Origin of the sequence: Bradyrhizobium sp. CB3481, from assembly GCF_029714305.1 — a bacterium.
Taxonomy (GTDB): domain Bacteria; phylum Pseudomonadota; class Alphaproteobacteria; order Rhizobiales; family Xanthobacteraceae; genus Bradyrhizobium.
The window spans coordinates 804,956-829,082 of record NZ_CP121647.1 but is presented as its reverse complement, the minus strand read 5'-3'; the positions used below and the strand labels follow the sequence as shown (position 1 = coordinate 829,082).

Sequence of the window (24,127 nt, the reverse complement as noted above, 5' to 3'; positions counted from 1 at the left end):
AGGACGGAGAAGCCGTGACCGGCGCAGAACTTAAGAAACTTCGCGAGCATCTCGGCGAAGCCATCGGCCAGAAGCTATCGGTGGCCGACATGGCCAAGCTCTGCGGGCTGCCGGCCCAGGATGGCGCCGACACCATCCGCAAATGGGAGGTCACCGGCCCGACGGGGCCGGTGGCGGAGCTGCTCCGCATCCTGGCCATGGCCAGCGATCACTACCCGATCCTCGAAATGTTCAACGTGTTCGACCGTCACGACGTGCCGGTGAAGGAGCGCCCCGCCCGCCGGCAGGCTTTTCGCGAGCAGATGCGCAGCGACGTGCGCCGCCGCATTGGTTAGCAGTCCAGCGTTCGCCGGATGCTGCGCAGCGCGATAGCGGTGCGCTGCTGATCCGGGGTCCACGGCGAGGGGGGCCCGGCTCTGCGTCGCGTCATTGCATGCCGCGCCGCGTCCGGGACAAGGGATTCTTGACGGGACGGCGGGGCGTAGATGGTTAAGCAAAGCTTGACGGAAGCGCCGTGGGAGGCACGAAATTAACCCCCTGCTTACCTTTGATTAGGCGTTCGTTAAGTACGAAAAACGTTTGTTGGCCAATGGGTTGGGTTACGGCCCGCTGTCACCTCGGAGTGACAGCATTTTAGGTAAATGCCGTCTATGTGCGGGGCATGGATGGCGTCCCGCTACCGTGGGTCGCCGAACGGTTTTCGGAGACCAGCACAATGAAAAAGATCCTGCTTTCCCTCGTCGCCATCGCAGCCATCACCGCCGCAGCTCCGGCGGCCGGCGCCGATCTCGGCGCCCGCCCCTATTACAACAAGGCGCCCGTCTATGCCGCGCCGCTCTACAACTGGACCGGCTTCTATATCGGCGGCCATCTCGGCGGCGCCTTCAGCGGCAGCAACAATTTCAACGGCGCGGTGCTGAGCGATTCCAGCGCCCGCCTGCTCGGCGGCGTTCAGGCCGGTCTCGACTGGCAGTTCGCGCCGAACTGGGTGCTCGGCACCGAGGGCCAGTATTCCTGGCTCGGCAAGAACAACCTCACCGCCACCTTCCCCGGCGGCTATGTCTACACCAACGATCAGCGCGGCCTCGGCTCGATCACGGCCCGCATCGGCTACACCTGGGGTCCGGGCCTGGTCTACGTCAAAGGCGGTTACGCCTATTCCGACAATGCCGAGCGGGTGACCCTGGCCGGCGCGCCGATCCCCTTCCTGCTCAACGGCAACCACAGCAACGGCTGGACCGTCGGCGGCGGCGCCGAATACATGTTCGCCCCGAACTGGTCGGTCAAAGGCGAGTACATGTATTACGACTTCGGCAGCACCCGCTTCGTGACGCCGGCCGCGCTGGCGCCGTTCGGCAGCTTCACCACTGAGGATCACACGGTGAAGCTCGGCGTCAATTACCGCTTCAACTTCGCAAGCCCGGTGGTCGCACGCTACTGAGCGCTCTCAACCGCGGATAGCAGAGGGCCGGCCTTCGCGCCGGCCCTTTTGTTTTATTCGTTCTGGTTGCGTTTTCCGGTGCACGGAAAAACAAGGTATTTACGCTGCGCCCTCAAAATTATGGCGAAAAAGGCTCCGTTTTTCCAAAACTGTTAACCGGGTATCGCGATACTGCCGCGCCAGGAAACACCTCCAGGTAGCGTAGACGGGGCAAGTGGGCAGATGGCGGTACAATCCAAATCAAAAGTCAAAGGCTTCCGCTTCGGCGTCAGAGGCAGCCTGTTTGCCGCCTTCGCCGTCATCGCCGGCATGGCGATCGTCATCTCGGCCGGCGCAGGGCTAATGCTCGGGCGGCTCGGCGGGACCATGGTGGACCTCAGCGGGCGCGACATTCCCCGCCTTGCCGCCAGCCTGCAGCTCTCGGCGCAAAGCGCGAGCCTTGCCAGCCAGGGGCCGGCGTTATTGGCAGCGCGCAGCGAGGACGCGCTGAACGATCGTACCCGCAAGATGAAGGAAACCCAGGCGGTCGCGTTGCAGAAGCTCGGCGAGATCGTCGAGCTCGGCGCCGACAAGGCGGTGGTCGCCGCGCTGACCGAGAACATGAAGAACATCGACGAGGTGATCAAAAGCCTCGGCTCGGCCGCGCTCGAGCGGCTCGAACTCGCCTCCCAGCACGAAAAGCTCTATGAGGCCGTGCGCAAGGCGCAGCGGCGCTTCATCGCCGCGGCCGCCCCTGCGGCGATCGACGCCCAGACCGAGCTCTACAGCATCTACGCCGCGCCCAACTTCTCGCAAGGTGACGCGATCAAGGCGCACAAGACGGCCGACCAGCTCGCCGACATCGCCGCCAGCGGCAACATGATGGCGTTCGACATGATCGCCGCGCTGTCGGCGACCAGCGGCGATACGCTCGAAGCCATTGCGAAGGAATTCCGCACCGCGCAGGCGCGCGTGAAGGCGAATGCCGAAGCGCTGCCCAAGACCACCGCGATGAACGTCGTCCGCAAGGCAACCCTTGACATGATCGCGCTTGCCGACGGCAAGAGCGGCATCTTCAAGGTCCGCCAGCAGGAATTGGACGCGGACGATTACGGCCAGACCATTCTGGAGGAAACCCGCAAGCTCAATGTCGGCCTCGGCATCAGCGTGCAGCAGCTCGTCGACGGCGTGCGGAAGGAAACCGACACGGCGGCGTGGCAGGCGCGCCAGGAGATTTCGTTCGGGACCATGGTGATGCTCGCCCTCGGCGTCGGCACGCTGGTCGGTTCGATCCTGTTCGTCTGGCTCTATGTCGGCCGCAACATCCTGCGCCGGATCAGCAATCTGCAGCGTTCGATGCAGTTGCTGTCGAGCGGCGACCTCGACACCGAGGTCTACCAGACCCACCACCAGGACGAGATCGGCGTCATGGCCGATTCGCTGCAGGTGTTCCGCAAAAGCATGATCCAGAGCCGCGCGCTGTCCACCGAGCAGGACAAGGACCGCATCGCCAAGAGCGAGCGCGCTGCCCGCATGGAAGCCCGCATCGTCGAGTTCGAAACCACCGTTCGCACGGCGCTCGACAGCCTGCAGAACGCCGCGGGCTCGATGCAGTCGACGGCGCAATCCATGTCGGCGACCGCCGACCAATCCAGCGCGCTGGTGACCACCGTCGCGACCGCCGCCGAGCAGACTTCGGCCAACGTGCAGACCGTGTCGTCAGGCACCGAGGAATTGTCGTCCTCGATCGAGGAAATCGGCCGTCAGGTCGTCACCTCGTCGGAAATCGCCCGCAAGGCGGTCGAAGATGCCGGCGCCACCGACGCCACCATGCAGGGGCTTGCGGACAACGCGGCCCGCATCAGCGTGGTGGTCGACCTGATCCAGACCATCGCCTCGCAGACCAACCTCTTGGCGCTGAACGCCACCATCGAGGCGGCGCGCGCCGGCGACGCCGGCCGCGGCTTTGCCGTGGTGGCCTCCGAAGTGAAGAGCCTCGCCAACCAGACCGCCAAGGCCACCGACGAGATCCGCCAGCAGATCGTCAGCATGCAGACGGTGACGGAGACCGCGGTCTCCGCGATCCGCAACATCTCCGGCACGATCGCCGAGATCAACGAGGTGACGACGGCGATTGCGGCCGCGGTCGAGGAGCAGGGTGCGGCGACGCGCGAGATCGCCCGCAACATCCAGCATGCCGCCAGCGGCACCAGCGAGGTCTCCACCAACATCGTCGGCGTCTCCAGCGCCTCGGCGCAGGCCGGAACCACCGCCAGCGAGGTCCTGGCCGCCTCCGGCGCGCTGCGCCGCGAGGCCGACGTGCTGCGGGAAGAGATCGACGCGTTCCTGTCGAATATCCGGGCGGCGTAGCTACATACGCCGTCATTCCGGGGCGATGCGTCAGCATCGAACCCGGAATCTCGAGATTCCGGGTCTGATCCTTCGGACCATCCCGGAATGACAGCCAGCCCGTTTTTCAACTAGCGCCGCGCCGCCGCTGCCGCTAAGCCGGTAGCATGCATTCCAAAACCGACACCGTGCAGTCCTCGGCGGAGGCACTGCGATACCCCTTCGAAAGCCACCCCGGCCACGACCAGGTCGTCGAGGTGGTGCCCGGCGTGCTCTGGGTCCGCCTCAAGCTGCCGTTCCGCCTCAACCACGTGAACATCTACCTGCTCGCCGACGGCGACGGCTGGGCGATGGTCGATTCCGGCTTCGGCAATGAGGAGTCCATTGCGGCCTGGACCACGCTGTTCGAGGGGCCGCTGCGGCATGTCAGCATCACGCGGCTGATCGTCACCCATTCGCACCCTGATCATGTCGGCCTCGCGGGCTGGATCACGGAGCGCTTCAACTGCCCCCTGCAGATGTCGCAGGTCGAGTATCTGCAATCGGTCTATCACCAGAACCGCGGCACCACGGAACGGCTGAACGCGCAGCGGCTGTTCTTCCGCCGTCACGGCATGGACGAGAGCCTGACCGACAAGCTGCTCGGCCGTGGCCAGGACTATCTGAAGCGGGTCTCGGTGCTGCCGCCCTCCTACCGCCGCATCTCGCATGGCGATGAGGTCGTGATCGGCACGCGGCGCTTCAAGGTGATCACCGGCGGCGGCCATGCGCTCGACCAGGTGATGCTGTACTGCGCCGCCGACAAATTGTTCCTGTCCGCCGACCAGGTGCTGAGCAAGATCTCGCCCAATGTCAGCGTCTGGGCGGTTGAGCCCGACCAGAACTCGCTCGGCGAATATCTGGCTTCGCTGGCGAGCCTCACCACCACCCTGCCCTATGACGTGATGGTGCTGCCCGGACACGGCGTGCCGTTCTACGGGCTGAAGACCCGCATCAAGCAGCTCGCCGACCATCACGAGGACCGCTGCCGCCTGATCGCAGAAGCCTGCCGCGAAGTGCCGCAGACGTCCAAGGAGCTGGTGCCGGTGGTGTTCCACAAGCACGTGCTGGACGAGCACCAGATGGGCTTTGCCGCCGGCGAGCTGGTCGCGCACGTCAACTACATGCTGGTCGAGGGCCGGCTGACCTGCGAAGTCACGGACGGCGTATTGCGGTTCCGGACGACATAGCCGCCAGCAGAATTCATTTTCCGTTATTTCAGCGGAAGCGGCTGATCCGCCAGCATGCCTTTTGCGATGACGCTGCGGGCCGTTGCGACATCGAGCGAATGCTGCGCGATCAGATCCTGGCAGTCGGCGACGATCTGGTCGGCATCCTGCATCAGCTTCAATTCCTTGTAGCGGTCGTGGCGGGAGAGGCCCATGCTCGCGCCGACGATCTCGAGCACGTTGAGGATGCGAAACGGCCAGTCGCGTTCATGCGCGCATAATTCGCGATGATCGGAATGGTAGACGGCGACCAGCGCATCGATGCCGGCATCGGACGCCGCCTGAAGCTCATTGCGCTGCAGCTCGCGCTTGAACGCGGGCAAGACCTTCAGATTGACGCTCTGCAGGCCGACCGCCGGTTGCCGCAGGTCGACGAGTTCGATGCCGGGGATCGCCTGCAGAATTTCCGCAGCGGCGTCCATGACGCCGGCCACGCCCGGATGCCGGTGCAGCGCGATCCGCATCCTGACCTCCTCGCGCAGCAGCGGCGTCAATTGTGCCAGCCGCTCACGCAGAAACCGCAGGAACGGCGTCATCTCGAACGGCCGCGCGCCGCTTTGTCGCTCGATCGCCGGAATCGTCGTTTCCGTGAACTGGACGTAGCAGCTCGGACACCAGGAGATCACCTGGCCGGATTTCGAATGCGACATCTTCTCGATCGAGTTTGTGCCCATCCGTCCGGCCATCTCGACATCGCCGCCCTTGAACTGCTTGACGCCGCAGCAATGGCTGGGCCCGCCCATCACCTGATAGGTGACGCCGAGCGCGTCCATGATGTCGAGGGCGAGCAGCGCGATATGCGGCGTCTTCAGCACATTGCAGCCGGTGTAGAACACGAAGTCCGGCGCCATGGCCGGTGTCGCAGCCGCGGCTGATTTCTGACCGAGCCGCTCCAGCACCTCGCGATCGAGCTGCAGCTGCGACAGCACGGTCACATCGCGGCTCTCGTCGCGAAACTGCGTCAAGGCCTTGCGCCGCCGTTCCGGCAATTCGCTCTGGCGCTTCGCCATAGCGATATTCGTCATCGCGAGCAGGAAGCGCGGATTGACGCCGTAGTCGCACGCCTTGATGCACTCGCCGCTCAGCATGCAGGCGGACGCCCATTTGCGCGACGCCTCGGGTCCTTCACCCCCGCGCAGGACGTCGAGGATGCCGCTGATGATATCGGTGGAGCTGGCGCCGGTGATTCCGGCTGGGGCGACGCTTGGACAGGCTTCGACGCATTTGCCGCATCGCGTGCATGCATCAACCATCTCGTCGACCCGAGCACCCAGCGCCGTCTCGAAAGAGGTGTCGCTCATCGGTTGCGGCTCCGCCATTAGCCCATCGACAGGGAACCATAGCTTAGGACGGGGCAAACACATATGCGGAAACCGGATAGCCTGCCCGTCAACGATGAGACCGGTCGAGGCACCGTTTTGGCCTCAAGCGCGGCGGCATTAGCCAATCGGCATGGAGGATGCCGCTTGGGCGCATGGCTGCCCAGTCGATCAAATACCGAGAACGCAAATCCGGCCTAGTACGTTGATCCCGATCAACATTTGCGCCAGCTAAGTAGCATTCCGGAGGCGCGCCGAAAGGCCGGATTTCGCGTAGACATCAAAGCTGGAAAAGCTCTAAAAAAGGCCCGAGCCAATCCGGCCGGTTCAGTTCCAGGTCTTGCGATGGATTACAGCAAATTTTTCGATACCGCCCTCAAAGCCCTTCATGACGAGCGGCGCTACCGCGTGTTCGCCGACCTCGAACGGATCGCGGGCCGGTTTCCGCATGCGGTCTGGCACTCGCCGAAGGGCAAGCGCGACGTCGTGATCTGGTGCTCCAACGACTATCTCGGCATGGGCCAGCACCCCAAGGTGGTCGGCGCCATGGTGGAAACCGCGACCCGCGTCGGCACCGGCGCCGGCGGCACCCGCAACATCGCCGGCACCCATCACCCGCTGGTGCAACTCGAACAGGAGCTGGCCGATCTGCACGGCAAGGAAGCCTCGCTGCTGTTCACCTCGGGCTATGTCTCGAACCAGACCGGCATCTCGACCCTCGCCAAGCTGATCCCGAACTGCCTCATTCTATCTGACGCGCTCAACCACAATTCGATGATCGAAGGCGTCCGCCAGGCCGGCTGCGAGCGCCAGATCTTCCGCCACAACGACCTTGCGCATCTCGAAGAGCTTTTGATTGCGGCAGGCCCCGACCGGCCCAAGCTGATCGTCTGCGAGAGCCTTTATTCCATGGACGGCGACGTCGCCCCGCTCGCAAAAATCTGCGATCTCGCCGAGAAATATGGCGCCATGACCTATCTCGACGAGGTTCATGCGGTCGGCATGTACGGCCCGCGCGGCGGCGGCATCGCCGAGCGCGACGGGGTCATGCATCGCATCGACGTGGTGGAAGGCACGCTCGCAAAAGCGTTCGGCTGCCTCGGCGGCTATATCGCCGGCAAGGCTGCGATCATCGACGCGGTCCGCTCCTATGCGCCGGGCTTTATCTTCACGACAGCGCTGCCGCCGGCAATCTGCTCGGCCGCGACCGCCGCAATCCGGCATCTGAAGACCTCGAACTGGGAGCGCGAGCGCCACCAGGACCGCGCCGCCCGCGTCAAGGCGATCCTCAACGCCGCCGGGCTGCCTGTGATGTCGAGCGACACCCATATCGTGCCGCTGTTCGTCGGCGATCCCGAGAAGTGCAAGCAGGCGTCCGATATCCTCCTGGAGGAGCACGGCATCTACATCCAGCCGATCAACTATCCGACCGTTGCCAAGGGAACCGAGCGGCTCCGGATCACGCCCTCGCCCTACCATGATGACGGCCTGATCGATCAGCTTGCCGAAGCGCTGCTGCAGGTCTGGGACCGCCTCGGCCTCAAGCTGAACCGCAAGTCGCTGGCGGCCGAGTAACCCTATCCCGCCAAACCCCTCGCGACTTGGGCCGGTAGCGATGCGCTGCCGGCCCAAAGTGTTTATATTCCCTGTTCCGGCCACGGCGCCCGCACGCTTCCGGCCGGCATGAAGAAGCACGTCCGCATCAAGTGACGGGAGAGGAGGACCCGAGAGCGATGCTGCACGATTGGGGCGTAATCGCCGCCGCGTTCGCCTATATCGGACTGTTGTTCGGTGTCGCCAGCTATGGCGACCGGCTGTCGCCGAGCCAGCGCGGCCGCGCCAGCATGATGATCTATCCGCTGTCGCTGGCGATCTACTGCACCTCCTGGACCTTCTTCGGCTCGGTCGGCTTCGCCACCCGCACCAGCGTCGATTTCCTCGCCATCTATGTCGGCCCGATCCTGATGATCGGGCTGTGCACGCCGCTGCTCCGGCGGGTGATCCAGCTCGCCAAGTCGCAGAACATCACCTCGATCGCCGACTTCATCGCGGCGCGCTACGGCAAGAGCCAGGCGGTTGCCGCCACCGTGGCTGTCATCGCGATCATCGGCTCGGTGCCCTATATCGCGCTGCAGCTCAAGGCGGTGGCGTCGTCTCTCGAAACGATCCTGAGCGAGGACAAGCTGTTCTCCTCGATCCCGATCATCGGCGACATTGCACTGGTGGTGACGCTGGCGATGGCCGCCTTCGCGGTGCTGTTCGGCACCCGCCAGACCGACGCCACCGAGCACCAGCACGGCCTGATGCTGGCTGTCGCGACCGAATCCATCGTCAAGCTGGTGGCCTTCCTCGCCGCCGGCGCCTTCGTCACCTTCTGGATGTTCTCGCCGGTCGAACTGATCGAGCGCGCCATGAAGACGCCCGAGGCGGTGCGCGCCATCAGCTACGTGCCGTCGATCGGCAATTTCCTGACCATGACGCTGCTCTCGTTCTGCGCGATCATGCTGCTGCCGCGCCAGTTCCACGTCAGCGTGGTCGAGAATTCCAGCCCCGAGGAGGTGCGCCGCGCGCGCTGGCTGTTTCCGCTCTATCTGGTCGCGATCAACCTGTTCGTGATTCCGATCGCGATCGCCGGCCTCGTCACCTTCCCGTTCGGCGCCGTCGACAGCGACATGTATGTGCTGGCGCTGCCGATCGAGGCCAATGCCGCGCTGCTCAGCATCGCCGTGTTCGTCGGCGGCCTGTCGGCGGCGACCGCGATGGTGATCGTGGAATGCGTCGCCCTCTCGATCATGGTCTCCAACGATATCGTGCTGCCGATGGTGCTGCAGGGCAGCCCGACCGCGCGCGACAGCAGCAAGGATTTCGGCTACTTCCTGCTGCGCATCCGGCGCTTTGCCATCTTCGCCATCATGCTGATGGCGTATTTCTATTATCGTGCGCTCGGCAACACCCAGCTCGCGGCGATCGGCCTGCTGTCGTTCGCCGCCCTCACGCAGCTCGCGCCGGCCTTCTTCGGCGGCCTGTTGTGGCGGCACGGCACGGCGCGCGGGGCGATGGGCGGCATGCTGGTCGGCATCGCGGTGTGGGCCTACACGCTGTTCCTGCCGAGTTTCCTGGAAGGCAGTCCGGCCGGCCTTCTGCTGCTGCAGCAAGGGCCGTTCGGCATCGTGGCGCTGCGTCCGCAGGCGCTGCTCGGCACCGACCTGCCGCCTTTGATGCACGGCGTGTTCTGGTCGCTCTCGCTCAACATCCTGACCTATGTGCTGATGTCGATCGCGCGCCAGCCGTCCTCGATCGAGCGGCTGCAGGCGGACCTGTTCGTGCCGAACACCCTGACGCCGATTGCCCCGAACCTGCGGCGCTGGCGCACCACGGTGACGGTGCAGGACATCCAGAGCACGGTGGCGCAATATCTCGGCCCCGAGCGCGCGGCGCAGGAATTCGACAGCTTTGCCGCCGGACATCCCGGCCATCTCGATCCGGCCGCGCCGGCCGATTTCGAGCTGCTGCAATACGCCGAGCGCCTGATCGCCTCCTCGATCGGCGCGGCGTCCTCGCGCCTCGTGATGTCGCTGCTCCTGCGCAAGCGCACCGTCTCGGCCAAGGCCGCGCTGAAGCTACTCGACGAATCCCACGCCGCGCTGCATTTCAACCGCGAGATCCTGCAGACCGCGCTCAACCATGTGCGGCAGGGCATTGCTGTGTTCGACGCCGACCTGCAGCTGATCTGCTCGAATCGCCAGTTCGGCGAAATTCTCGCACTGCCGCCGCATCTGGTGCAGCTCGGCATTCCCCTGCAGGAGATCCTCGAATTCATGGGCGCGGTCAGCGCCACCGGTGCCGGCGATCCCGATACGCTGCTGGCCCGGCGGCTTGAAGCCTACACCACCGAGGGCGAGCCCTATCTGGAGCGCCTGCCCGACCGCCACATGGTGATCGAGGTGCGCTCCAACCGGATGCCGGGCGGCGGCTTCGTCGTCACCTTTTCCGACGTGACGCCGAGCTTCGAAGCCGCCGAAGCGCTGGAACGCGCCAATGCGACGCTGGAAAAGCGCGTGCGCGACCGTACCGAGGAGCTGACCCGCCTCAATTCCGAGCTGGCGCAGGCCAAGAGCACGGCCGAGGACGCCAACATCTCGAAGACGCGCTTCCTGGCCGCCGCCAGCCACGACATCCTGCAGCCGCTGAACGCGGCGCGGCTCTATGTGACCAGCCTGGTCGAGCGGCAGAACGGCGGCGAGGATTCGCGGCTGGTCGAGAACATCGACGATTCGCTGGAGGCGATCGAGGAAATCCTCGGCGCGCTGCTCGACATCTCGCGGCTCGATGCCGGCGCGATGACGACGGCGATCACCAGCTTCAAGATGGCCGATCTGATGCGCTCGCTGGAGATCGAGTTTGCCCCGATCGCACGCGCCAAGGGGCTAAAGCTGACCTTCGTCCCCTGCTCGCTGCCGGTGGAATCCGATCGCCTGCTGCTGCGCCGGCTGCTGCAGAACTTCATTTCGAATGCCATCAAATATACCCCGCGCGGGCGCGTGCTGGTCGGCTGCCGCCGCCAGGGCCAGTCGCTTCGCATCGGGGTCTACGACACCGGCGTCGGCATTCCCGTGGCCAAGCGCGGCGAGATCTTCAAGGAATTCCACCGCCTCGAGCAGGGCGCGCGGATCGCGCGCGGCCTCGGCCTGGGTCTGTCCATCGTCGAGCGCCTGGCGCGGGTGCTCAAGCACGGCATAGCGATCGACGCCAATGCCAGCGGCGGCTCGGTATTCTCTGTGACGGTGCCAATCGCGAAAGCCATCAATCACACCGCGGCCGTCACCAGCGCGACGCCGCTATCGAAGACGCCGATGAGCGGCGCCCTGATCGTCTGCATCGAAAACGACCCGGCGATCCTCGACGGCATGAAGACGCTGCTGAAGGCTTGGAATGCCGAAGTGATCGCGGTGGCCGATCCGGACGCCGCGATCGCCGCGATCGAATCGTCCGGCAACGACGTGACCGGCCTTCTGGTCGACTATCACCTCGACCGCGGCAACGGCGTCGCCGCGATCCGCGAAATCCGCCGCCGCTTCGGCGACAACATTCCGGCGATCCTGATCACCGCCGACCGCAGCCCGAACGTCCGCGCCGCCGCCCGCGATGAAAACATCGCGATCCTCAACAAGCCGGTGAAGCCGGCCTCGCTCCGCGCCCTGCTCGGCCAGTGGCGCGCCCAGCAGGTGGTGGCGGCGGAGTAGGCGGTTCCTTGCGATATTCGCCGGTGGCTGGGCGGTGAGACAAACTCAATCCTTGCGCAAGGAGCGCAACCGCAGGCCGGTCAGGAACGTCAGCATGGCCGACGCTACAAAGCTCGCCGGCACCCAGAAAGCGGCGTTCGCCATTCCCTTGTCCGGAATCGCAGCCGATAGTCCGCTGGCGTTTGCGATCAGTCCCGCTATCGCTGCGCCGAATGCAAAGCCCATCTGCTGCACGGTGGGGACCGACGAGGCCGCGACGACCTCGTCGCCTGCCGCTGCGCTGTCCATGATCCGGTGTGCGACGAAGGGCCAGCACTGGCCGATACCCGCCCCCAGCGCGGCAATCGCCGGGACCAGCAGGAAGGCGGATGCCGAGGTGTGCGGCGCGAGAAGCGCGATGGCTGCCAGACTCAGTGCCATGGTCGTAGGCCCGGTCAATACCAATCGATCCGGCCAGACGACCGACACCCCGGCGGTTGCCAACGACGCGATGGTCCACGCCATCGAGGCGCTGGCGACGGCAAAGCCGGCCGAGAGCGGATCGAAACCATGCAGCCGCTGCAGGAAGATGGGCACGTAAATCTGAAGCGGGCTGAAGGTGATGCAGAGCAGCAGCGCAAGCCATAGCCCGACGCCCGTCCGTGTGCGCCATGAAAACGCGTCGCTCGGCAAGAGCCGGGTCGTTGACGAACGGTCGAGCCGCAACATCACCACGAGCGAGACGATCGCCGCGACGATCAGTCCCAACTTTGCAAGCGGCGCCGCCACGACAGACGCGGCGGACGTTGCGGCAATCGCAAGGCAAATCAGGGCAACCCGTCCGGCGGGCACGCGCAGGGGAGACTTCCTGTCAGCCGTCCCCGACGGCAATATGAAGAAGGCGCTCACGGCCAGGATGACGGCGACAGCGGCAGTCGCGACAAAGGCGCCGCGCCAGCTGCCAAAATGAGCGAACACGCCGCCGACGAGAGGGCCGATCAGAACCGACATGCTCCAGCTCGTCGACATCAGCGCGATCGTCCGTGACCAGACCTGCTCCGGAAACGTTCCGCGGACCAGCACGTAGGCGACGGCAGCCTCCAGTCCGCCGCCGAATCCCTGAATGAGCCTGCCGACAACGATCCACCCCATCGCCGGGGCCAGCGAGCACAGCACGGCGCCGACGCAGAATATCGCGACGCCCGCGCAATAAACCGTTCGGGAGCCGATTGCGGTCGCAAGCACACCGGCACAACTTGCGGCGACGATGGAGCAGGCAAGATAGGCCGTGGTCGGCCAACTCAACATGGCGACGCCACCGAGCTCGCCGACGATGGACGGCAGCACCGTCGTCAGCATCAACACGTTCATGGATTGCAGCAACACCCCGCCAAGCAGAATGGCGAGTATCGGAATCCATTCCGGTCTGAGCAGCGATCGCCATCCTTGCCGGGTCGAGTCCTGCTCCATGTCGGGGCCTCCCTCCGGGCGTTGCCAATGCGGGACGGCCGGGTTCTAGATAGCTACATGGCGAGCGTCGCCAAAGATACGCTGGACAGCTTCCTGTTAATCGAGAATCACTGCCCGATCTGCGCCGCGGCGGCCGCTTTGCCAGGGCCTCTGCCGCTCGGAGCTCGAAGTTTTCCGCGCCGTGCTGGGGAGCGACGTCACCGTCGAGCGCATCGATCATATCCTCGCTGGCGCCCCTCGCTGCGCGTACCGGATCGGGCGGCGATAGCCGCGCGGCGGCGACGTCCTCACCAATCCATCGTCCGCGCGACCCGCCTGACCAGTTCCGGATCGTCAAAACTTTCGGCCGTGGAGATCGCGCCTGCCGCCACTAGGTCGTCATGGCCAAGGCTCGTCCGCATGCCGATCGTTGCGATGCCCGCGGCGGAGGCGGCCTGCACGCCGGAGCGGGAATCCTCGAAGGCGAGCGAGCGCCCGGGGGCGGCACTGGCCGCCCGCAGACCCTCCAGATAGGGCAGCGGGTGCGGCTTGCCGTGCGCAAGCTCGTCGCCGATGATGACGGCCTTGAAGCGCTGCATGATGCCAAGTCCGGACAGCATCATTTCAGCGTTGAGCCGCGGCGCGTTGGTCACCGCCACCATCGGAACGCCGGCGCGATCCGCACGGTCAAGCAGCCGCATCAGGCCGGCCAGCGGCTTGATCTGCCCGGACGCCAGCGTGCGAAACGCTTCTTCCTTCTCCGCCATGATGGCGGCCTGGCGCTCCGGCGGATGGCCCGGCAGAAACCGTTCGCTGATCGAAATATTGGAAAAGCCCATCAACTCCTTCGAGGCGCGGGCGCGATCGAAGACGTGACCATGAGGCGCGAATACCTGATTGAACGCTTCCAGATGCAGCGCGTCGGTATCGGCCAGCGTGCCGTCGATGTCGAACAGCAGCGCCCTTCCGGAGCCGGACATTCTCTGATTCACCCCGTCGGCGTGCCCTGGCGCCACTGGCCGCCGGAGATCTTGGCGGCGGCGATCACGGCTTGGGTGCGGCTTTCGACGCCGAGCTTCTGCAGGATCGCCGAGACATGCGCCTTGATGGTCGCCTCGGAAACCCCGAGCTCATAGGCGATCTGCTTGTTGAGCAGGCCCTCCGACAGCATCATCAGCACCCGCACCTGCTGCGGGGTCAGCGTGACCAGGCGGTCGCGCAGCCGCGCCATATCAGGATCGTCGGCCGACGAAAGGTCGGTATCCGGCGGAACCCAGACGTCGCCCTCCATCACCTTCATGATGGCATCGCGCAGCGTATCGACGCCGAAGCGTTTGGGGATGAAACCCGAGGCGCCGAAATCTAGCGAGCGGCGGATGGTGCCGGCATCGTCGCTGGCTGATACGATCACCACCGGGATCGCCGGATATTGCGCGCGCAGATAGATCAGGCCCGAAAAGCCCGAAATCCCGGGCATGGTGAGGTCAAGCAGGATCAGGTCGACGTCGGAATCCCGCTCCAAGAGCGCAGTGAGGTCCTCGAACGATCCGGCCTCGCTGACGGTGGCCGACGCCAAGACGCTCGCCACCGCCTGCCGCAACGCGTCGCGGAACAGCGGATGGTCATCGGCGATGACGAGGTGGGTATTGGCAGAGGCGGTCATCTGATCCAAACGCCGACGAAGGTCGGGAAAACACGCAACTCATTGCTGATCGACAGCAATTTGATTGTCCTCCGTCACGAAGCGTCTTGCAAGGCAACCTTTCCTGCGTTGCGCAAAAGCAGTTAATCGCGGCCCGATGCAGCGTGAATGGTGCACCGCAAAATCGACCGTTGGGGAACGTCGTTCACACGAACCGGGAACCCGACAAGGTTGCAAGGGCCGACTCAATCCCTGAACAGGAGGTGTGGCATCAACTCATCAATAAACAGCGCGCTTCAGAGTGAGCGCAGTCTGATCGCTCCTGCTGAGGCGCGAGAGGGACGTGCAGGGCTTGGCGGCTCTGCACGTAGGGACTTTCATTACGGTGCAGTTTTTGGCTCGATGGGTTGCCAGATGCTGATCTTGCGAGTCTCCGGCATCAGGAACAGGGCAAGCACGAAGCACACCGCGGGCACCACGATCGGGTAGATCAGCGCGTAGCCGATGCTGCCGGTCGCGGCGAATGCCGCCGACGTGATGAACGGCACCAATCCACCACCCCAGCCGTTGCCAATGTGATACGGCACCGACACTGACGTGTACCGAATCCTACCTGGGAAGAACTCCGCCAGAAACGCCCCCACCGGCCCATACACCATCCCGACATAGCAAACGAGGATGAAGATGATGAAGATCGCGATCGGATAGTTGATATTGCCGGGCTGCGTGACCATTCCCAGCCACAAATACAGCGGGTAGTAAGTGATCGCGGCGAGCAACATGCCTCCCAGGATCACCGGCTTGCGGCCGATCTGGTCTGACAGCCAACCAAAAAAGATCAGGCTTGGCGTTGCAATGAGCAACGCAGCACCCACGATGTAGGCCGAGGTCAGCGGGCTCACCTTGGAAACCTGCTGCAGAAAATACAGCGCCCAGAATTGACCGCTGTACCAGACCACTCCTTGCCCGATCAGCACGACGCAGGCGATCAAGATGTATTTGATGTTCGCGCTAAGGAAGGCCTCCTTCCAGGGGTTCCTGGTCATTTGGCCCTTAGCCTTGATCTCCTGGAAGATCGGCGTCTCCTGGAGCTGGAGCCGGATGTAGATTGCGATGGCTACCAGCAGGAACGACAGCAGGAACGGGATGCGCCAAGCCCAGTCGTCGAAGGCCTCATTACCGGCCCAGGTCCTGGTCAGGATGATCACCGCCAGCGACACCACGATCCCGAGGGTCGGAGAGGTCTGCAGCCAGCCGGTGTAGTAGCCGCGCCTGTCGTCGGGCACATGTTCGGCAACGTAGGTGATGGCACCACCATATTCGCCGCCCAGGCACAGGCCCTGGATCATGCGCAGACCGAAGAGAATGAACGCGGCCGTTAGACCAATCGACTGGTAGGTCGGGATCAACCCGATCGCCCCCGTGCCGAGTCCCATTCCGCTGAGTGTAATGAGAAAGGTATATTTGCGGCCGACCCGGTCGCCCATCCATCCGAAAAGGAATGCCCCCAATGGGCGGATCAGGAATCCTGCGGTGAACAACGCAATTGTGCTCAGCAGAGCTGCGACCGGATTGGATTGTTCAAAGAACTTGACTGATAGAATTGCGGCCAAGCTGCCGAAGATATAGAAATCGTACCATTCAATGATGTTTCCTACCGACGCAGCGATAATCACGCGGCGGAAATCGCCCGGAATTTGAATTGCCATGTACGGCTCCTATGATTTCAGGGCATTACCTCGCATTTCCTCAGAGCGTTATTTCTCGCGACCCTTTGCATGCGTGACCGCAACGCCTGATCTCCGGGGGCTTTGAGCCACCCGAGAAGAGCTTCAACGGCCTTCGATGCCGCGAGCCACCGCTGCCTCCTTCCCATCCATCGGGAGCGAAAGCGCGAAAAACAGTCTAATCCCTATTGAGACAGCCACTTTATAAGACTTTTGGCTCAATCGAGCTGAACCAAGCGCCGAAATCCGCAGGTGAGTGGCTGATATCGCAGATGCGGCGTGCGTTTTTGCGATGCACTTCGGGCTAGAGATCCGAATGCAAGCCAAGCCAAATCAATGAGAACACGCCTTGATACAAGGCCATCCCAAGTCCGTAAAACAACGCTGCCGATCGATAGCGCAGGGTGGAAGCAAACAAGGGCAAGATACGTCCTGATCGGGCGCAGATACACACAGCCAGCCGAAAGTACTATTGGGCCAAGCTTCGTGAACATGTAGGAAGTTCCCAAATAATTAAGCGTCGGCCAGACGCAACACACATGCTTGGGACAAACGAAGGGGAGCGCTCCGAATGTCGACTATGACCGCCACGTCCGGCAAGGCCGCAGGGATGACGAAGGACGAACGCTTCGTCATTCTCGCATCCTCACTCGGCACCGTCTTCGAATGGTACGACTTCTATCTCTACGGGTCGCTCGCCAGCATCATCGGCGTGCAGTTCTTCTCGGACTATCCGCCGGCCACGCGTGACATTTTCGCGCTGCTCGCCTTCGCCGCCGGCTTCCTGGTCCGCCCCTTCGGCGCCATCGTGTTCGGCCGGGTCGGCGACATCGTCGGCCGCAAATACACCTTCCTCGTCACCATCCTGATCATGGGCCTGTCGACCTTCATCGTCGGCCTGCTGCCCAACGCTGCGACCATCGGCATCGCAGCGCCGATCATCCTGATCGCGCTGCGCCTGCTGCAGGGCCTCGCGCTCGGTGGCGAATATGGCGGTGCGGCGACCTACGTCGCCGAGCATTCGCCGATGGGCAAGCGCGGGTACTACACCTCGTTCATTCAGACCACCGCGACGCTCGGCCTGTTCCTGTCGCTGCTGGTCATCCTGTTCACCCGCACCGCGCTCGGCGAGGCCGACTTCGCCAAGTGGGGCTGGCGTATTCCGTTCCTGGTCTCGGTGCTCCTGCTCGGCATCTCCGTCTGGATCCGGTTGCGCCTGAATGAATCGCCGATCTTCCAGAAGATGAAGGAAGAGGGCAAGGGCTCGAAGGCCCCGCTCACTGAGGCCTTCGCCAACTGGAGCAACGGCAAGATCGTGATCCTGGCGCTGATCGGCGGCACCATGGGCCAGGGCGTGGTCTGGTACACCGGCCAGTTCTACGCGCTGTTCTTCCTGCAATCGATCCTCAAGGTCGACGGCTATACCGCCAACCTCTTGATCGCCTGGTCACTCGTGTTCGGCACCGGCTTCTTCATCGTGTTCGGCTGGCTTTCGGACAGGATCGGCCGCAAGCCGATCATCCTTGCGGGCTGCCTGATCGCGGCGCTGACCTTCTTCCCGATCTTCCGCATGATTACCACCAGCGCGAATCCGGCGCTGGAAAAGGCCATTGAAGCGACGAAGGTCGAAGTGGTTGCGGATAAGGCCGGTTGCGGCGACCTGTTCAACCCGGTCGGTACCCGCGTCTTCAGCGCACCGTGCGACACCGTCCGCGCCTACTTGGCGCAGCAGTCGGTCAAGTACTCGACCAGCTACGGCGCTGCTGGTTCCGGCGTGAAGGTCGTGGTGAACGGCAAGGACGTGCCCTATACCGACGCCAAGACCTCCAACCCGGCGGTGCTGGCGGCGGTTCAGGCGGCTGGCTATCCCAAGGCGGGCGACGCCGGCATCGTGAAGATGTCCAACCCGTTCGACATCTTCAAACCGCAGGTCGCCGCCATCATCGGGCTGCTGTTCATCCTGGTGATCTACGTCACCATGGTGTACGGGCCGATCGCCGCGATGCTGGTCGAACTGTTCCCGACCCGGATCCGCTACACCTCGATGTCGCTGCCCTACCACATCGGCAACGGCTGGTTCGGCGGGTTGCTGCCCGCGACCGCATTCGCGATCGTGGCCTCGACCGGCGATATCTACGCTGGCCTGTGGTACCCGATCATCTTTGCGTCGATCACCGCGGTCGTCGGCTTCTTCTTCCTGCCGGAGACCAAGGACGTCGACATCACGAAGTAAACGGTCGCGTTCGACAGAACGAAATCACCAGCCGGCCGTGGAGCAATCCGCGGCCGGTTTGGTTTTTACGGGTTAGTCCACACTGCCGGCGAATTGCAGCACGATCTCGCGCCGATGCGGCCGGGCGCGGTGCTCGATCAGATAGATCGCCTGCCAGGTGCCGAGCGCGAGCGCGCCGTGCAGCAACGGGACTTGAAGCGAGGTCGCGGTCAGCATGGTCTTGATGTGGGCTGGCATGTCGTCCGGCCCCTCGGTGTCATGGCGCCAGCCGGCGTTTTCCGGCGCCAGGCGGTTCAGCGCCGTGGTCAAATCGACCAGCACGGTGGGGTCGGCATTTTCCTGGATCGTCAGCGAAGCCGAGGTGTGACGAATGAACAGCGTCACCATGCCTTCGCGCGCACCCGCCTCGCGCAGGAATTTGGCGACTTCGGCAGTGAGATCGGTAAAGCCGACGCCTGAGGTCTGCACCGTCAGCAGCGAAGACACGATAGAGTTGGCGGTAACGGTGGAGGGCGTGGTGCGGGAAAGGGATTTGGATGGGGCCATCATGGCAATCTTCGTAGGGTGGGCAAAGGAGCGCAAGCGACGTGCCCACCGGTTCTAGCATCGACAAAGATGGTGGGCACGCTGCGCTCTGCCCACCCTACCAGTTCAGCGCCCCCGTCAAATCTTGCCGTTGACGTCTCGCTGCACGCGGCCCGCCATTTCGAGCAGGCGGCGCCAGGCCTGCTCCAGGAACGACATCATGCGGTCCATGTCGCGGTCGCTGGGCAGTGGAATTTCGATCTTGCGCTCGCTTTCCGCCACTTTCGGTTCGCTCTTCTTCAGCGAGTCCGATTTCGGCAGCGGCTCTTCGATCTTGCCGTTCACGGTGGGCTCGCGCGCGGCGAGATCAGCCTTGAGCTTTTCATTTTCAGCCTGCAGCCTGTCGACGTCACCCTGCAGCCGGCCGATCTCCGCATCCATCGCCGCGCGCTCGTCGGGTACGGCGTAGCAGGCCCAGCCCGTCCCCGAATTGCTGCAGGTCGAGACCGCGCCGGTGCGGGTGTCGAGACGAAGCGCTCCATCTGACGTCGTCGACAGCGTATAGCGGCCGTTCTCGGTCTCCGGCATGCCCGCCACGGCCGGCCCCGCGCCGGCGAGGCAGATGACAGGGATCACGGACTTCAACAGTTTCGAGGACGACTTCACTGTACGCATGGGCTTGCTCCCGCCTCAGGACAGGCTCGATTTCCTCGACCGCCGGGGCGCTTTCAAGGCGCGGGCGCTAGACCCTTGAGCTATAGGGCGGGCGCGCGGACTTCAACGCATCCTCCAGCAATTCGAGGCGGTCCTGCCCCCAGAACACCTCGCCGTCCAGCACGTAGACCGGCGAGCCGAACACGTCGGCGGCCAGCGCATCCTGCCGGTTCTGCTCATAGGCCGCCGTGACGTCTTCCGCGCCGGAACGCTCCACCAATTGCCGCCCCGGCAGCCCCGATTCGTCGGCGAGCTTTGCAATCGTTGCGGGATCGGCGAGGTTGAGCTGATTTTCCCAGACGCCCGCAAAGGCCCGTCGCAGATAACGGTCGGGATCGAGGCCGATCTCGAGCGCCGCGATCACGACGCCATCGGCGAGGCGCGCATTGAACGGCCAATGCGCCGGCTGCAGGTGAAATGTCAGCCCGCGCTTGTCGCGCCAGCGCTGCAGCTCGACCATCCGGTAGCGCTGCCGCACCGGGTGGCGCTTCATCAAGGGCAGGCCGCCGGTCTCCGAAAACAGATCGACCAGTACCACCGGTTTGTGATTTACCTTGAGATCGCAATCACTTACCAGATTTCGAAAAGCTTGATGGCCGATATAGGCCCAGGGCGATTGGATCGAGAAATAGTAGTCGACCTGCCGCGGCATGCACCCTCCCAGGACGGCAATACCTGCTCCATCCGGAGCATCCCAACAGAGCGGCTGAACCGGCGCAAGATCGATCCTTGATCGATCCTTGCAACAATAGCTGTTGCACTGCGATGACAGTCCACAGTGTCGCAGGCATTCCAGCAATAAATTCAATCAATTCAACGAAGTAACTGGATACGACCTAATCTTGACTTGATTAAACGCGGTAAGTATGGTCCGCGCGGCTTTCAAGGGTGACGCGGCGTAATTTCCATCCACCGTTGGCATCGTTTAATGTCTTGGGCATGGCCGAAGACAAGAACGACAACGCAAGTGGAAATCGCGACCAGCCGTCGTCCGACGAAGCTGCGCTTTCCGCAAGGCTCGGAAGCCTGGATCACCGGTTGTCCGAAATTCGCGACAGCCGGAAACTCAGGACTGATCAACCCGGAACTGAAAGCGGAGATACGGCCGCCAGAGCATCGGCAATGGCGCTGGGTTTCCGCCTTTCCTCGGAATTGGTCGCGGGCGTTGCCGTCGGAGCGGCGATTGGCTGGGGGTTCGACCGATTGTTGTCGACTTCGCCGTTCGGTTTCATCGTGTTTTTGCTGCTCGGCTTCGTCGCCGGTGTGGTCAACGTGGTGAGATCAGCAGGCGTGGCCTCGGGCAAGCGCTGAGCGTTGACGGGAAGTCACGACATTTGAAATTCGATTGCCGGCCAAGCCGGTGGATAAAGAGCCGCGCGGATGAAAATCGACCCGATCCACCAGTTCAATATCGAGCCCCTCTTCACGATCGGCCATATCGGCAACCACACGATCGCCTTCACCAACTCGTCGCTCTACATGTTCCTTGCGGTCGCGGTGATCTCGCTGCTGATGATCGGCGGCATGTCGCGCCGGGCGCTGGTCCCCGGGCGGCTGCAGTCGATCGCGGAAATCTCCTACGAGTTCGTCGCCTCGACGATCCGCTCGACCGCCGGTGCGGAAGGCATGAAGTTCTTCCCGCTGATCTTCTCGCTGTTCATGTTCATCTGCATCTCGAACCTGATCGGCATCATTCCCTATACCTTCACGGTGTCGAGCCACATCATCGTCACCGCCGCCCTGGCGCTGCTGGTTTTCTTCACGGTCCTGATCTACGGCGTCTACAAGAACGGGTTCAAGTTCTTCAGTATCTTCGTTCCCCATGGCGTTCCGATCTACATCCTGCCGCTGGTGATGTTCATCGAAATCCTGTCGTTCTTCCTGCGGCCGGTTTCGCACAGCGTCCGTCTGTTCGCCAACATGCTGGCCGGCCACATCGCGCTGAAGGTGTTCGCGGGCTTCGTCGCCATGCTCGGCGTCTCGCTCGGCGCCATCGGCTGGGTCGGCGGCGTGCTGCCGCTGGCGCTCACGGTCGCGCTGACCGCGCTTGAGCTGCTGGTCGCGTTCCTGCAGGCCTACGTGTTCGCGATCCTGACCTGCATCTATCTCAACGACGCCATTCATCCGGGACACTAAGCGGACCGGGGAATTTCCACCCACACTTTGTCTTATCCTCAAGGAGCTCTAGAAAATGGAACCGGCAGCAGCAAAACTTATCGGCGCGGGCATCGCGGCAATCGGCATGGGCGGCGCAGGCGTCGGCGTGGGCATCATCTTCGGCAACTACCTTGCTGCTGCGGTGCGTAACCCCTCGGCCGCTCAGGGCCAGTTCGGCAACCTGATCTTCGGCTTCGCCGTGACCGAAGCGCTCGGCATCTTCTCGCTGCTGATCGCGCTGCTGCTGCTGTTCGTTCCGCTCTGAGCTGCATCCACTCGCGCCGCCCCAGGGCGGCGCGCCTGACAGCAACAGGAGACCCCCGTGGCTGAAAAAAGTCATGGTACCGACGCCCACACCGAGGCCGACGGTGGACACGGCGGAGGATTTCCTCCGTTCGAGTCGAATACGTTTGCCTCGCAGCTGGTATCGCTCGTCATTGCTTTCGTCGCGCTCTATGTGATCGTGTCCCGCTTCGCGCTGCCGCGCGTCGAAAGCGTGATCGACGCACGTCAGAACGCGATCGAGGGCGACCTTGCGGCGGCGCAGAAGTTCAAGGACGAGTCGGACGCGGCGCTGAAGGCGTATGAGACCGAGCTCGCATCGGCCCGCGCCCGCGCGCAGGCGATCGGCAACGAGACCCGCGAGAAGCTGAACGCGGCCGCGGAAGCCGAGCGCAAGACGCTGGAAGACCAGCTCACCGCCAAGCTCGCCGCCGCCGAAAAGCAGATCGCGGCGACGCGCGAGACCGCGATGAGCAACGTCCGCGGCATCGCCGCCGACGCGGCCGGCGCGATCGTGCAGCGGCTGACCGGCGTCGTGCCCGATGCGAAGACGGTGAGCGGTGCCGTCGATGCTTCGTTGAAGGGATAGCTTGATGTTCACCCAACCGGAAACCTGGGTTGCGATCGCCTTCGTCATCCTCTTGGTGCTGTTTGCCTATCTCGGCATTCACAAGACGGTGCTGACGGCGCTCGACCACCGCAGCCAGCGCATCAAGGCCGAACTCGACGACGCCAAGCGTCTCAAGGAAGAGGCCGCCAAGCTGCTCGGCGAGTACAAGACCCGCCGCGCCAGCGCGGAGCGCGAGGCCGAGGAAATCATCGCCAATGCCAAGGCCGAAGCCGAGCGCATTGCGACCGAAGCCAAGGCCAAGATGGAAGATTTCGTCGCCCGCCGCACCAAGACCGCCGAGAGCAAGATCGCCCTCGCCGAAGCCCAGGCGCTCGCCGACGTCCGTTCCGCCGCCGCCAACGCCGCGGTCGAAGCCGCCTCGACCATCCTGTCGCAGTCGGTCAAGGGCTCGGTTGCCGACGATCTGCTCGCCAAGGGCATCGACGAGGTTCGCGCCAAGCTGAACTGATCGGCTTCCAACCAAATAAAAAAGCCGGCGCGAGATGATCGCGCCGGCTTTTTTATTGGCCACTTATTGCCTCTTCTTTTTCGGCACGGGCCGTTCCGGCTTCAAGGCCTGCGGGTCGAAGCCGATATAGAAGATATAGCTGTCGCCGACGGCGCCGGGGGGCGCCGGATAGCTCAGATCTTCGGCAACAAGGGTAAACGGCTCGCTGCCGGTCTCGGTCATGGTGACCGTGGTCTGGTAGGCCTTGGTGGCGATGGTCTTTTCGGCCACTCCGCCCTGCACCACGGCAATGCGGATCGGAACCTGCACCGAGGCCGGTGCGCCCGCGGGGCCGGCGATGACGCGGCCTTGAATACCGATCCGCGCCGTGATCACCCCGCCATTGAGGCTGCATTCGCGGGCCATCTTGGAGATCGTCGCTTGAAAGCGCAGGTCGTTGCCGACCGGCTGCTTGCCCGGCGCCGCGACGGCATAGGTGGACGCCCCCGCCCTGACGGTGACCGGCGGGCAGGTCAGATCGCCCGGCTCCTGCGTCGCCGCCGGCGCAGCGGGGGCCGGCGCCTCCTCGGACTTGCCGCCGAACAGGCTCTTGAAACGGTCGGACAGCGATTGCGCCGATGCCGGTGCGGCCGAGAGGCAGAAAAGGCCACCCGCGACCGCCGCCGCGGCCATCACCCTGGCCAAACTGATATCACCCATGCGACGTCCCAAATCCCATCGTCCCACGTCGTTGTTTCCGGC

The 24,127-nt window shown here is 63.8% G+C and carries 21 protein-coding genes and 1 pseudogene; 13 read left to right on the top strand and 9 right to left on the bottom strand.

The features are described from left to right. Positions 1-14: 14 nt before the first annotated feature. The 4 genes from QA643_RS03885 (at position 15) to QA643_RS03870 (ending at position 4,998) form a co-directional block, all read left to right on the top strand. The gene (locus QA643_RS03885) at positions 15-335 is read left to right on the top strand and encodes a hypothetical protein (protein WP_283031890.1); all 321 of its coding nucleotides are present in this window, start codon (positions 15-17) and stop codon (positions 333-335) included. A 380-nt stretch (positions 336-715) separates the two neighbouring features. Next, the gene (locus QA643_RS03880; RefSeq protein ID WP_283031889.1) at positions 716-1,441 is read left to right on the top strand and encodes an outer membrane beta-barrel protein; all 726 of its coding nucleotides are present in this window, start codon (positions 716-718) and stop codon (positions 1,439-1,441) included. Between the two features lie 222 nt (positions 1,442-1,663). Continuing rightward, positions 1,664-3,790 (top strand): HAMP domain-containing methyl-accepting chemotaxis protein, encoded by a 2,127-nt coding sequence (locus QA643_RS03875; RefSeq protein ID WP_283031888.1) that lies wholly within the window; start codon positions 1,664-1,666, stop codon positions 3,788-3,790. 146 nt (positions 3,791-3,936) lie between these two features. Then, entirely contained in the window at positions 3,937-4,998 is a 1,062-nt protein-coding gene (locus tag QA643_RS03870) for an MBL fold metallo-hydrolase (RefSeq protein WP_283031887.1), read from the top strand. 23 nt (positions 4,999-5,021) lie between these two features. On the opposite strand, the gene QA643_RS03865 is transcribed toward QA643_RS03870, so the two are convergent. Then, positions 5,022-6,338, bottom strand: coding sequence for a (Fe-S)-binding protein (locus QA643_RS03865; protein ID WP_283031886.1), 1,317 nt, complete (start codon positions 6,336-6,338; stop codon positions 5,022-5,024). A 363-nt stretch (positions 6,339-6,701) separates the two neighbouring features. Here QA643_RS03865 and hemA point away from each other — a divergent pair, with 363 nt between their 5' ends. Both hemA and QA643_RS03855 read left to right on the top strand, forming a co-directional pair. Further along, positions 6,702-7,931, top strand: coding sequence for a 5-aminolevulinate synthase (hemA, locus tag QA643_RS03860; RefSeq protein WP_283031885.1), 1,230 nt, complete (start codon positions 6,702-6,704; stop codon positions 7,929-7,931). 158 nt (positions 7,932-8,089) lie between these two features. After that, the gene (locus QA643_RS03855; RefSeq protein WP_283031884.1) at positions 8,090-11,599 is read left to right on the top strand and encodes a hybrid sensor histidine kinase/response regulator; all 3,510 of its coding nucleotides are present in this window, start codon (positions 8,090-8,092) and stop codon (positions 11,597-11,599) included. Between the two features lie 45 nt (positions 11,600-11,644). On the opposite strand, the gene QA643_RS03850 is transcribed toward QA643_RS03855, so the two are convergent. Continuing rightward, positions 11,645-13,048 (bottom strand): MFS transporter, encoded by a 1,404-nt coding sequence (locus QA643_RS03850; protein ID WP_283031883.1) that lies wholly within the window; start codon positions 13,046-13,048, stop codon positions 11,645-11,647. An 87-nt stretch (positions 13,049-13,135) separates the two neighbouring features. Here QA643_RS03850 and QA643_RS03845 point away from each other — a divergent pair. After that, positions 13,136-13,316: pseudogene (locus QA643_RS03845) on the top strand (MarR family transcriptional regulator); the annotation flags it as partial. 19 nt (positions 13,317-13,335) lie between these two features. Here QA643_RS03845 and QA643_RS03840 read toward each other — a convergent pair. The 3 genes from QA643_RS03840 to QA643_RS03830 form a co-directional block, all read right to left on the bottom strand. Beyond that, positions 13,336-14,007: an HAD-IA family hydrolase gene (locus QA643_RS03840; RefSeq protein WP_283031882.1), complete on the bottom strand. Its 672-nt coding sequence runs from the start codon at positions 14,005-14,007 to the stop codon at positions 13,336-13,338. A gap of 8 nt (positions 14,008-14,015) precedes the next feature. After that, the gene (locus QA643_RS03835) at positions 14,016-14,690 is read right to left on the bottom strand and encodes a response regulator transcription factor (protein ID WP_283031881.1); all 675 of its coding nucleotides are present in this window, start codon (positions 14,688-14,690) and stop codon (positions 14,016-14,018) included. Positions 14,691-15,049: 359 nt separating this feature from the next. Continuing rightward, on the bottom strand, positions 15,050-16,378 hold the full coding sequence (locus QA643_RS03830; protein ID WP_283031880.1) for an MFS transporter: 1,329 nt from the start codon (positions 16,376-16,378) through the stop codon (positions 15,050-15,052). Between the two features lie 628 nt (positions 16,379-17,006). Between QA643_RS03830 and QA643_RS03825 the strand changes: the two genes are divergently transcribed. Next, a complete protein-coding gene (locus QA643_RS03825; RefSeq protein WP_283034705.1) occupies positions 17,007-18,629 on the top strand; it encodes an MFS transporter in 1,623 nt (540 codons plus the stop codon). 72 nt (positions 18,630-18,701) lie between these two features. Here QA643_RS03825 and QA643_RS03820 read toward each other — a convergent pair whose 3' ends face one another. The 3 genes from QA643_RS03820 to QA643_RS03810 form a co-directional block, all read right to left on the bottom strand. Next, entirely contained in the window at positions 18,702-19,175 is a 474-nt protein-coding gene (locus tag QA643_RS03820; RefSeq protein WP_283034704.1) for a secondary thiamine-phosphate synthase enzyme YjbQ, read from the bottom strand. Between the two features lie 117 nt (positions 19,176-19,292). Further along, positions 19,293-19,742 (bottom strand): hypothetical protein, encoded by a 450-nt coding sequence (locus QA643_RS03815; RefSeq protein ID WP_283034703.1) that lies wholly within the window; start codon positions 19,740-19,742, stop codon positions 19,293-19,295. A gap of 154 nt (positions 19,743-19,896) precedes the next feature. Next, a complete protein-coding gene (locus QA643_RS03810; protein WP_283031879.1) occupies positions 19,897-20,520 on the bottom strand; it encodes a 2-hydroxychromene-2-carboxylate isomerase in 624 nt (207 codons plus the stop codon). Positions 20,521-20,807: 287 nt separating this feature from the next. Here QA643_RS03810 and QA643_RS03805 point away from each other — a divergent pair, with 287 nt between their 5' ends. The 5 genes from QA643_RS03805 to QA643_RS03785 all read left to right on the top strand — a co-directional run bounded on the left by QA643_RS03805 (position 20,808) and on the right by QA643_RS03785 (position 23,386). Beyond that, positions 20,808-21,179: an AtpZ/AtpI family protein gene (locus QA643_RS03805; RefSeq protein WP_283031878.1), complete on the top strand. Its 372-nt coding sequence runs from the start codon at positions 20,808-20,810 to the stop codon at positions 21,177-21,179. Positions 21,180-21,248: 69 nt separating this feature from the next. Beyond that, positions 21,249-22,004 carry a F0F1 ATP synthase subunit A gene (locus QA643_RS03800; protein ID WP_283031877.1) on the top strand — a complete coding sequence of 252 codons (756 nt, stop codon included), beginning with the start codon at positions 21,249-21,251 and terminating at the stop codon, positions 22,002-22,004. A 55-nt stretch (positions 22,005-22,059) separates the two neighbouring features. Continuing rightward, on the top strand, positions 22,060-22,290 hold the full coding sequence (locus QA643_RS03795; protein ID WP_028348038.1) for a F0F1 ATP synthase subunit C: 231 nt from the start codon (positions 22,060-22,062) through the stop codon (positions 22,288-22,290). Between the two features lie 57 nt (positions 22,291-22,347). After that, entirely contained in the window at positions 22,348-22,896 is a 549-nt protein-coding gene (locus tag QA643_RS03790) for a F0F1 ATP synthase subunit B' (RefSeq protein WP_283031876.1), read from the top strand. A gap of 4 nt (positions 22,897-22,900) precedes the next feature. Next, positions 22,901-23,386, top strand: coding sequence for an ATP F0F1 synthase subunit B (locus tag QA643_RS03785; protein WP_283031875.1), 486 nt, complete (start codon positions 22,901-22,903; stop codon positions 23,384-23,386). A gap of 63 nt (positions 23,387-23,449) precedes the next feature. Here QA643_RS03785 and QA643_RS03780 read toward each other — a convergent pair whose 3' ends face one another. After that, positions 23,450-24,058 carry a hypothetical protein gene (locus QA643_RS03780; RefSeq protein ID WP_283034702.1) on the bottom strand — a complete coding sequence of 203 codons (609 nt, stop codon included), beginning with the start codon at positions 24,056-24,058 and terminating at the stop codon, positions 23,450-23,452. Positions 24,059-24,127 lie beyond the last annotated feature (69 nt).